Consider the following 11,732-nt stretch of genomic DNA (forward strand, 5'->3'; position numbering starts at 1 on the left):
TAATTAGCGGCTTTGATAAATCGCCTTTTTCAACTTCAAGTTCTTGAAAATCGCCCACCACAATGTGACGGTGCGGTTTGCTTGCTTGAAATGCTTTTCGTACTGGCGGTCTTGCGCCTTCAAATGATTGGCTGCCTGGATAAATTGCTGTGGCGTGTTTTCGATGAAGGTTTCTACGTAGCGTGCGTGTGCATCGTTTGTCTGGGCAGCTTTGATTTCAGCGAGCGCCAAAAATCCATCGAATGCGATTACTTGGCTTTTGAATGCTTCAGTCGCGCGTAGTTTGAGCTGAAACTGACCGGTAATGTCCATAATACAATTGATTTCCTCCGGCGGTACAGGGCAATTGATCTCATATTCACGGACGATTTTTGGCTGATGGGCAGTGTGCTTCAACGCATCGGCCACCAGGTGGGCACTATATACGTGATCCGGATGGGCGTCAATTAAGCTTGTCGTATAAATGGTGTCAGGTCGGATCTCGTCGATCAGCTCCCCAAAGCGTTCACTCGAAGCGACCTGATTGATCTCGCTGTCGGGATAATCCAGATAACGGACATCGGTAAAGCCTAGCAGGTCCTGGATCGACCGCAACTCTTGTTTACGGGTTTCAGCTAAAGCATCGGCTTCAACCGGAGCGGCGTTGCTGTTTTTGCCGTCGGTGATGATGGCGATGGTGACTTGCGCGCCGGCATCGGCATAGCGCCGGATGATCCCGCCGAGCCCGATCGTTTCGTCGTCGATATGCGGCGCAAATACAAGCACGCGCTCTGCCGGTTCAAGCGGAGTGAGCGGTTTATTCGCTTTGTAAAAGCGTTTTAAGGACGCTTTGATCGCCGGATTCAAAACCGGCGCAGCGTTTTTCATGATTGCCTGTTTCATAATGCGAAAAACTCCTTATGATTTTCTAAGCTTGCTGATGAGGAAACGCGCGATTTCCGTTTTCAAGGCGAGTGCCGCGATAACGTAGACGACGGCGCCGACTATTGCGGTCAGGCCGAAGCGGATATAGATATGAAGATCTTCAAGAATTCCGGAAGCGAGCCATAAGGCCAATAGCATCGCAGCGGTCGCCGCAAAAATCTTGGCCGCGTCTTTCACGATAAAGCGCGAGTCGAGCTTGCCTTGCGTCCGGTTAAAGACGATCCAGTTGAGCGCAAAATAGACCAGGGCCATGACGGACGAAGCGAGCGGAATCGCCAAATATGAATCGAGCAATGCAATGAACAGGATGTTCAATGCGACGTTGAGCGCGATGGAGAACAAGGAAATGCGCAAAATGACATGGCCTTGCTTTTTCGAATAGAAAGCTTTGTTTAAGATATTCTGCAAACTGAAGAACAATACCGATCCCATGTACAGATAGCCGACATTTGCAGTGGCTGCTGTCGCGTCCGCCGTAAAAGCGCCGCGCTCGTAGACGATCGTGATGAGATCTTGCATCAGCCACATCATTCCCGCAACAGCAGGAAGCAAAACCAAAAGCGTCAACATCAAGCCGTATTCGATGCCTTGTTTGAAGCTTTTTTCATTAGCATTCGCAATGGCTTTCGCCAAAATCGGGAAAATGATTGTCCCGATGGTCACGCCGATAATCGCTTGCGGAAAGTGAACGATATTTTTTGCGTAGTTAACGTAGTTGACCGCTGAATCGCTGAATGAGCTGGCAAAGATATTATCGATTGTCAGATTCACTTGGCCGACCATCACCGTAATGGCAACCGGGATGAAAATGATTGAGAAGGGCTTGATTTCTTGCCAATCGAGTTTGCCGATCACTTTATGGCTGCCTTTAGGGACGAACCAGAGCCGTTTGGCGATATACGATAACAGTGCACCGGCCAAATAGCCAAACGCCATCGAGTAGGCGCCGATTTGATCTGCAAACAACAAGGTGCTAAGAATGGTGCTGCCAATGACGATGATCTGTGAAATGACCGACAATGAAAACTTGTTTTCTGCGTCAAGATAGGCCTCATAGACTGAGTTCAATGACACGAGGAATACCGCTATAAAGAAAATAATAGCTAAAGCGACACTCAACTCAATCGCTTCAGCTCGAACGCCGGGCTGAAGGTTGGGGAATTTAAATAGCAAAGGCACTAGCAGCGGCGATGCGAATGCACCGATCGCTGAAACAATCAATCCGAGTACCATCGTCCCGCGGATAATCTGGGAAAAATGGTGATGGCCTTTGCCATCCGCGTTTGCATGGATGAAGCTTGGCACAAAAGCGTTCTTCATGCCGGTAGTGAAAAATAAAATAAAGGTATTTGCCAAAGCGAATGCAGCGAAATACGCGGCTGATTGATAGGAATCCCCAAATTGATAGGCAATCACCATATCTCGGAGAAGCCCGGAAACTTTCAAAAACAGTGACGCAATGACAAACAAAATGCCGGTAATAGCGAGTTTTCTGCCCAAAACAAAATCCTACTTTCTTCAAATGGTTAAGCGGTGAAACGAAACCAAATTCTTTCCTTATATATATAGGAGCAATAATCTCCCAATTCCATTTTCCTATCTTATCACGAAATCTCTAGTTTAGACGTCTCTCGGGTGATTATGTTGCGGAAAAATTCACATATGACAAGCTTGCAGGACTAATGGATTAATCAATTTACAAAATTAGAAAATAACTCTTTCTTACTCCTAATATACAGGATAAAAAAGGTAATATTATAAATAATTTGGTCAAAAATAAAAGAAATTTACAAATATTCAATAAAGCATTTATATATGTCTAGTATACTAAATTCGTATGACAATAATTTATCAGAGGAGTGAAGGTTTGTGACAAAAAGCGCGTTCAGCAAGATCTTTTTGAGTCTCTTATTGGCTTTATCAGCTGCATTGCCATACATGGCGTCAGCCGATGCGGCGGAAACCATTTCAGTTGCAGAAGCCATTGAAAATAACACAGGAGCAGCAACGGTGAAAGGGTTTATCGTTGGGGTCGCAAATAGTGGAACAAGCTACGATCAGGAACCACCTTTCACGGGGGCAACTAACGTGGGATTGGCGGATTCCCCGGATGAAACCGACCCTGCAAACATTTTGCCGGTTCAATTGCCGAACACTTCGGTCCGAACTGGCTTGAACCTGGCCGACAACCCGGGCAACTTTAAAGCGGAAGTAACGATCACCGGAACGCTTGGGGCTTATTTCTCCGTTCCTGGTTTGCGTTCAGCTTCAGCTTACACAATCCTTTCTGAAGGCGAAGCGCCACCTGAAGCGGAACCGGTCGAAAATGTCCAAGCGGCACGCGACTCAGCTGGAGAATTGATTTCCGTTGAAGCGACTGTGACAACCGAAACAGGTTTCTGGGGCGGCAACGCTTTCTATGTGCAGGATGAAACCGCGGGCATTTATGTCTATACATCGAGCGCAACTGTCACGGCAGGTGATATCGTCCGTCTGGAAGGCAAGGTTTCCGAATATAGCGGGGAGCTTCAATTGCAGCCGAACACAGTAGAAGTCGTGTCTTCCGGAAATGAATTGCCGGAAACACAAGTGATCTCGCCAGCAGGTGTTAATGAAGAGACTCAAGGCGAACGCATTTCGATCGAACGCGTCGAAATCACAAACTTGAAAGCCGTTAATAATTTTGGGACGTTTGAGTTCACAGCAGTCGCGGAAAACGGCGAGCAAGTCGTCGTCCGCAACGATAACCGCAACGGCTTGACGTTCGAAGACTTCACGAAACAATACAAAGAAGGCGACTTGATCTACCTTTCAGGCATCGCTTCGAAATTCAACTCGACTTATCAAGTAAAAACGCTTGGCTTCGAGAGCTTCGAGCTCGTCAACAAGCCGGCAGTCTACACAGACATCTTCCCGGGCATTGTCTCGGAAGGCGCTGAAATCTCGCTTGCAAGCGGATGGGATAACGCGACCATCCATTACACAACAGACGGTTCAACGCCGACTGCAGAAAGTGAAGTTTACACTGGACCGATCGTCCTGACACAAGATACCTTGATCAAAGCGATCGCTGTCACGGACGAAACATCGGAAGTATTTTCATTTGCATACACGGTCCTGAAATCAGAGGACTTGAAAATCCGCGACATCCAAGGACAAGGCCATTATTCGAAATATGAAGATGTGGCTGTCAATGAAATAACAGGCGTCATCACGCATTTCTATAACGGCGCAAACTTCGTCATCCAAGATACAGAAGGTGATGGCGACTGGAAAACTTCAGAAGCGATTATCGTCAACCGTTCATCCGCATCCAGCAGCTTTGCGGTTGGGGATGTCGTAACGGTCGCAGGAATGGTCGAAGAATGGTTCTATAAAGGCTATTCCGATATGCGCGACAACGATTTGCCGCTCACGCGCATCCGTTCGACGGACGTCGTGAAATCAGGCACAGCGGAACTTCCTGAACCGATTGTTATCGGCGAAGATGTGTTCCCGCCAACGCAAAACATCGAAAATGACGGCTTGACGGAATTCCAGCCTGAAGAAGACGGCATCGATTTCTGGGAAGCGCTTGAATTGATGCGTGTCGGCGTAGCCGATGCACAAATCGTCGGCCCGCAGAAATACGGTGAAGTGTTCGTCGTATCGAAAAACGCAACTAACAACGAGTTCCACAAGCAAGACGGGATTCTTCTATCTGAAGATGACTTCAACCCGGAACGCATTACAGTATCGACAACAGAAGACACAATCGCAAAAGCCGGCGATACATTCGCTGAAGCGCCAGTCGGCGTTCTCGGATACGGATTCGGCAACTACCAGATCTGGACAGAGACGGACGAACTGCCGGAAATCGTAGACGGCGGAGTACAGCCAGAACAAACGTGGATCGAAAACGCAGAAGATAAATTGACGGTTTCTACTTATAACGTCGAGAATTTCTCAGCGGACCCGAGCCACACTTCAGATGAAAAAGCACAACGCATCGCAGAATCATTCGTCAATGACTTGAACTCACCGGACATCATCGCGATGGTCGAAGTACAGGACAGCGACGGGCCTGAAGAATCGGGTAACTCCGATGCGACCGCTTCTTATGAGCGCCTCATCGAGGACATCCAGGCAGCAGGCGGGCCTGAATATGCTTGGACGGACATCGCACCGGAATACAACCAGGACGGCGGACAGCCAGGCGGCAACATCCGCGTCGGCTTCCTGTACAACCCGGACCGCGTTGATTTGTCTGAAGGCGAAAAAGGAACTGCGACACAGAACAACTCGTGGACACCAGAAGGCGATCTTGAATTGAACCCTGGACGCGTCCAACCGATTGCAATGCCAAACACGCGCAAGCCGCTCGCGGCGCAATTTGAATTCCAAGGCGAAGAAATCGTCGTCATCGCCACGCACTTGAACTCCAAAGGCGGAGACCAAGGCTTGTTCGGGCAAAACCAGCCGCCGGAATTCAGATCTGAAGTGGAACGTATTGAATTGGCGAAAGCCATCAACGGATTTATTGCAGAAGGTTTGGAAATCAATCCGGATCTCAATGTCGTCGTCACGGGCGATATGAACGATTTCGAATTCACGCCAGCCCTTGATGCACTAGAAGGCGACATCTTGTCGAACAAAGTCAACGATGTCCCGGAAGAAGACCGTTTCTCTTATTATTACCAAGGCAACTCGCAAGTGCTCGATCACTTATTGGTGACGAACAACTTGGCGGACAACACAGAACTGGATATGGTCCACATCAACTCGATGTTCATGGAAGAGCACGGGCGTGCATCCGACCATGACCCGCTGCTTGCCCAAATCACGTTCGACAAACCGCAAGTGCCAGGCGAGCAGCAAGCTGACCCTGATTTGACAGGTGAAGTAGCAGTCATCACAGCCGGTGAATTCGATGAAGACGGCACGCTCGACATCACATTCACGGAAGGCACGATCGATGCACTTCTTGAAAGCGGCAAGGATTTGACGGTTCAATTGGAACAAGCGAACTTCACGTTCACGGCAGCCAACCTCCAGCAATTGGCTGAAGCGGCAGGCGCAGAAATGACGCTTGCACTGGCAATCGATGACGCGGAGCAAGTCGACAAGCGCCCCGCACTCAGCGCTCAGCTTGATATCGCTGTACTTGGAGCGGACGGCGAAGAACTCGGCTTGACGCTCGGCGAACCGATGGAATTGAACTTCCTGACGAACCCGGATGTCAAAGTCCAGTTTGGCGCACGCCAGGATGAAAAAGGCAAATGGAAAATCATCCAAGGCGACTTGAACGGCGAAACATTCACGCTTGAAGTGAACGAATTCGGCAACTATACAGTCATCACGAACAAGGGGCAATTGAAGAAGAGCAAAAAGTAACAAGGAAAACTGCCGAAAACCCAGCAATTGTTGGGGGTTCGGCAGTTTTTTCCGTAGGAAGAACTAGAAACGCGCCTTGAAAGAAGAATTACTTGATTGCCTTATCATGAAATAGTGAAAATATTTGTCAAGGCTTGTCATGTGCAAGGAAAAATATGCTAATATGAAATTTGTGTGGTTTACGAAAATGCAAGGAGCTGTAAAAAATTATGGAAACTGAAAGACGTATCCGGCCGGAATTAGAAGGAATACGGACCATCGCTGCGTTATTGGTCGCAATCTATCATATATGGTTTAACCGTGTATCGGGTGGAGTCGATGTGTTTTTTGTCGTATCGGGATTTTTGATCACGACCTCATTGCTTTCGATGTATCGAAAGAACGGCCGGATTTTATACTTTTCCTATATTGTAAAACTATTAAAACGTTTATTGCCGACGGCTTGGCTGATTGGGATTACCGTCTTGATCGCCAGCCTGTACATATTGCCCCCGTTTACGAAACAGCAGAACATCAATGAATTTCTAGCATCAGTGTCCTATTTCCAGAATTGGCGGCTGGCGATGGATTCGGTGGATTATTTAGCGCAGAACAATAGCGCTTCGCCGTTTCAGCATTTCTGGGCGCTGAGCATCCAGTTCCAATTTTATCTGGTATGGCTTGTCGTTTTCTTTGTGGCCATTTCGGTGCTGAAGCTGATTTCAGGAAATAACATGAAACGCATGCTGGCAGTATTGATTGCCATTCTTGCTTTGGCATCATTCAGCTATTCGGTTTATTTGACCGCAGCAAACCAGCCGGTGGCCTATTACCATACGTTCACCCGGGTCTGGGAGTTCGGGATTGGCGGCTTGGTCGCACTGACCATCCACAAGCTTGTCGTCTCGAGCCGCGTGGCCTGGCTCTTCGGCTGGGTCGGCTTAATCGGACTCATCAGCTGCGGGATCATCCTTCAAGTATCAGAGCTGTTCCCGGGCTATGCTGCGCTGTGGCCGGTGCTTTCAGCCGTTCTGATCATCATCGCGGGGAACTATTCGACGAACTATTCAGCTTTCCAACTGCTTAGCTGGAAGCCGCTCGTCAAGTTCGGAAGCATTTCCTATGCTTTCTATCTATGGCATTGGCCATTGCTGATTTTCTACTATGCGTTATTTGGCGTCGAATCGGTTTCGCTCACAGGCGGATTAGCGATTATCGCTGCAGCGACGATTTTTGCCTATTTCACGATTTACGGTTTCGAGTTGCCGATCCGGAAAATCCAGTTCCCGGTCTGGAAAACCGCCAGCATTATCGCAGTTTTCTCCGCCGCCATCTGGGCCTCGACCATCGCTTATCAAGAAGCTTACTTGGCGGGACCGCCCGTCAGTTCCGAGTTGCTCAGCGAAAGTTTCGAGACGCATCCCGGAGCTGTCACTTATCTGGAAGACGGCCGCCTAACGCCTCCTGCGGAATTTGAGGAACCTTTCCTGCCGAGCCTGGACTTCGTGAAGCAGGATCGATCTGAAATCTATGAAGATGGCTGCTTGTCCGGCAAGGGAACTACAGAAGCCGAGCCATGTGAGTACGGGGCATTGACCGATTACGACCATACGATCGCGTTGGTCGGAGGGTCGCATGCCGCCCACTGGCAGCCGATGCTTGCGGAATTGGCCGAGGCCCATAACCTAAAAGTTGTCACGTATTTAAAAGGCAATTGCCGATTTACGGAAGACAGCAGAAAAGGATTTGAAGAATGCAATGTCTGGTTCCAAAATGTAAAAGAGGCATTAGTATCGGAGAAACCTGACCTGATTTTCACGGTAGGGAATGTAGGCAGTTCGAAAGAAGATTTCGATGAAGTTTCGGATGGGTTTATTGAAGCGTGGAAGTTTTTCGAGCAGCATGAAGTGCCGCTATTCCTCGTACGCGATACGCCTTGGTACGACCAAAACGTTTTGACGTGCTTAAGTGAGAATCCGGACAACCCGGAAAACTGCAAATCCGACCGGGAGGAAGTCATCCGTGACCCGAGTCCTTTAGAAGAAGTGGACTATATGCCGGAAACTGCCACCACGATCGACCTGACCGATTATTTTTGTGACCAGGATTCCTGTTATTATGTCGTCGGAAACATCGTTACGCATTTCGACAGCAACCATCTGACGGCGACGTTTTCCAGAACGTTTGCGCCGGTTTTCGAAAAGCCGTTGCTGGAAGCATTGGAAGCTCAAGAAAAATAACGGGGTAAAAGCTGCCTTGGCCGCTGCGAAAGCAGAGTGCCAAGGCAGCTTTTCTGATTCCCGCCGTTCAATGCCGGGCGTGCAACGGAAATTACATTCCCACCCATTCAATGTCCTTTCCCGTTCCTTTTTCAATTATGGCTTGCTATAATGAACTCACATTAACGGAAGCGGGTTGAGATTATGGACAAACGGATGATGCACTGGCTGATGGTTTTCCTGTCAGCGATGATTCTCGCGGCTTGCGGAGGGACAGATACGGAAGCACCGCCCGCAACTGAAACCGGGCAGGCGGATTCGCCGGTCGATACGGCGGCTCAGGAAAAAGCGGTGATGATCGCGAATGCCAAGACGCATGTCTACACGATCTATACCGATTTCGAGCAAGGCTCCGGCTTTTTATACAACGACCGAGGCGATATCTTGACGAACGCCCATGTCGTGCGCGATGCGACGTTTATCGCGCTCGTCAATAGCGACGGGCAGGAGTTTGCGGGCAAAGTGATCGGCATATCGCTCGATGAAGATCTGGCGCTTGTGCGTGTCGAGGACCTCGCAGGAAAAGAGCCGCTTGAGCAGGAGATGGAAGCGGTGGATATCGGGACACCGGTCATCACCATCGGGAGTCCTGAAAACGCGGCGAACACTGCGACCGAAGGGGAAATTACCGATACCGGCGTCGATTTCTCGGAAGTCTTTGTCTATACGGATTTGTACGAAATGAATGCCCCGATCAAGCAAGGCTCAAGCGGCGGGCCATTACTCGATGCAAGCACCGGAAAAGTGCTCGGCATCAATTCGGTCATGCTCGAGGACAATCCCGAAATCGGCTATGCGATTCCGCTTTATTTGAAAAAGGAATTATTGGACAGCTGGGCGAATAACCCGGAACCGTTTCCCGATTCGCAATTGGTCGAACCGTCCGTGAAGGATGCGTATTTTGACGAGGCGCTGTTGTCGAGTTTCATCGAGGCTTATTATGACTTGTTGCCGTATTCGATGAATGACGAGAAACTGAATTATTATTCTTCTTACTTGGTACCGGGAAGCCAGGCAGTTGAAGCAGTCGACAGTGTTGTGCAGGAGTATTCAGCAGCGGGCCGCGTATTCGATTCAGTCGTGCCGGAAGTAACTTCCGTCGAGATTGAAGGAGATGCCGCATATGTGGAGGCAGGCGCTGTGTTCAATTACCACGAAGCAAACGGCGAGACCGGGACGATCGACCATCGCCGCCGCTACACCATCGTGATTGATGAGTACGGGGATTATCAGATCGAGCGTGTGGAGGAAATTTAAAGTGCTTTCATTTGATGGCATCATATTATAAGAAACCTTGGAAATGAATGAACAGACAGCTTGGCTAATCGGCCAGGCTGTTTTTTTATTGGGTAAAAATGATAAAGAGTTCCAAGCGCCCACAAGTTTAAAGGTGTTTGATGTGTTGAAGTGTAATTAATATTATAGTAATTGAAACAGATAAGCCGGCTTGCCATTTTCCGCGAAACAAATTTTAAAAATAGTGTAACTGAGCATTGAACAAGGAAGCGACTTTCAGCTGATGGCCGACTGTAGATGACAAGGCCGCCGCCGGACCAGTCAAAGAAATGGAATCAGAGGAAAGGAGAATCGAAATGCCCAAGACAAAATCGTTTCGCTTTCTAATGTACATTCTTGTGATTTTCGCCATCATCAATCTGGCCGCCCGGGTGCCGTTTGTTTTCTACCCGATCGGTGTGGCATTTTCCACCTTGATGCCGATCATCATCATCGGGGGCATCTTGTTTTATATCTTCAGGCCTCTCGTCAAGCTATTATCAAGAAAGATGCCGCGGGTCGTCGCGATCCTGATGATTTTCGCGGCGTTCATCGGTCTGCTCATCGGCTTTTCGCTATGGGTCGGCCCGCTCATTTTCCGCCAAATCCAGTCACTAGTGGAGAACTTTCCAGCTATCGTCCGGGGAGTCCAGAATCAGGCAAATGCCGCCTTGTCGAGTCAATGGTGGAGTTACATCCAAGAACAGGATTTTTTGCCTGATTTAAACCCTGCTGTCATCGCCGACAACTTCCGGGAAATGCTGACGGGCCTAGGTTCAAACATCCTCAGTTTCACGGGCGTGCTGATCAGTGCATTGACTTCCCTTATCGTCGTTCCTTTTGTGCTGTTCTTTTTACTGAAGGACGGCGAAAAATTGCCGGTTAGCTTCCTGAAGCTTTTGCCGCAAGATTCGAGGGAAGAAGGGGCCAAAATCCTTCACGACATGGATGAAAACCTCAGTGCTTATATCCAGGGCCAGGCGATTGTCAGTTTGTTTGTTGGGGTGTTTTGTTATATCGCCTATCTAATACTCGGGGTAGACTATGCCATCATTTTGGCGCTCGTTGCGACATTCACGAACGTCATCCCTTTTTTAGGCCCTGTCCTCGGAGCGATTCCGGCGATCATCGTGGCCTTCTTCCAGGACCCGATTCTCGCGTTGTGGGTATTGATCGCCATCGTAATCATCCAGCAGATTGAAAGCAATTTCATTTCACCGAATGTCATGGGTAAAAAATTATCGGTCCATCCCGTAACCATCATTTTCCTCCTATACATCGGAGGCAACCTGGCAGGGCTCGTCGGAATGATCCTGGTGATTCCGACGTACGCTTTAGGCAAAGCCGTCGTTCAAAACCTCTACCGCCTGCTCCGTTTGCGTTATCCGTCGATGCGGTGAAAGGGTAGAAAAAAATGCAGCGGGAAACAAGCCGACCGAAATCTTACTCCCACCCACCACTGCAGCTAAGCGGGCGAATCCATGCGAATGAAGCAACAAAGTCACTCACTTCTTCCCTCGAAATTGCAAGGGAATGCGGAAGCTGATGCGTCGCAAATGAATCGGTTCAACTGCCTTTCGCCAATTCAGTGGCCCATTGCAAAAACTCAACCCCAAGGGAGGCTTCGGCTAGCCGCCAATAATATGATTAACCCGACACCGACCAGACGATCAATCTCCCGCAATCTTGATTCCAACCAAACCCTTAATTTCGAAAAGTTTTGAATTCGCAGGCCAGCTATGGTATTCTATTGCCGACAATAAAAAAATATCGCTATTCCACTAGGGGAGCCATGTTGGCTGAGACGGACAAGAGTCCGGACCCTTTGAACCTGATCTGGATCATACCAGCGTAGGGAAGTGGGCGAATTGTGAGCCTTTTTCCAATTTCTACAGCTGACCT

At 48.9% G+C, this 11,732-nt stretch carries 6 protein-coding genes and 1 riboswitch; of the genes, 4 read left to right on the forward strand and 2 right to left on the reverse strand.

Annotation, left to right across the window (positions count from 1 at the left end; genetic code table 11):
• Positions 1 to 3: 3 nt before the first annotated feature.
• Positions 4 to 882, reverse strand: coding sequence for a PIG-L deacetylase family protein (locus AB9R92_RS12850; RefSeq protein WP_370669818.1), 879 nt, complete (start codon positions 880 to 882; stop codon positions 4 to 6).
• A gap of 15 nt (positions 883 to 897) precedes the next feature.
• On the reverse strand, positions 898 to 2,424 hold the full coding sequence (gene murJ, locus AB9R92_RS12855) for a murein biosynthesis integral membrane protein MurJ (protein WP_370669819.1): 1,527 nt from the start codon (positions 2,422 to 2,424) through the stop codon (positions 898 to 900).
• 369 nt (positions 2,425 to 2,793) lie between these two features.
• Here murJ and AB9R92_RS12860 point away from each other — a divergent pair, with 369 nt between their 5' ends.
• From AB9R92_RS12860 to AB9R92_RS12875, 4 genes are all read left to right on the forward strand, one after another.
• Positions 2,794 to 6,297, forward strand: coding sequence for a DUF6359 domain-containing protein (locus AB9R92_RS12860; RefSeq protein WP_370669820.1), 3,504 nt, complete (start codon positions 2,794 to 2,796; stop codon positions 6,295 to 6,297).
• A 209-nt stretch (positions 6,298 to 6,506) separates the two neighbouring features.
• Entirely contained in the window at positions 6,507 to 8,516 is a 2,010-nt protein-coding gene (locus tag AB9R92_RS12865; RefSeq protein WP_370669821.1) for an acyltransferase family protein, read from the forward strand.
• 183 nt (positions 8,517 to 8,699) lie between these two features.
• Complete coding sequence (locus AB9R92_RS12870) at positions 8,700 to 9,812, forward strand: S1C family serine protease (RefSeq protein WP_370669822.1); 1,113 nt, start codon at positions 8,700 to 8,702, stop codon at positions 9,810 to 9,812.
• Positions 9,813 to 10,147: 335 nt separating this feature from the next.
• A complete protein-coding gene (locus AB9R92_RS12875) occupies positions 10,148 to 11,230 on the forward strand; it encodes an AI-2E family transporter (protein WP_370669823.1) in 1,083 nt (360 codons plus the stop codon).
• Positions 11,231 to 11,603: 373 nt separating this feature from the next.
• A riboswitch (TPP riboswitch) is annotated at positions 11,604 to 11,705 on the forward strand.
• The last annotated feature ends 27 nt before the right edge of the window (positions 11,706 to 11,732 follow it).

The sequence above is a fragment of the Planococcus sp. SSTMD024 genome, assembly GCF_041320495.1.
GTDB lineage: Bacteria > Bacillota > Bacilli > Bacillales_A > Planococcaceae > Planococcus.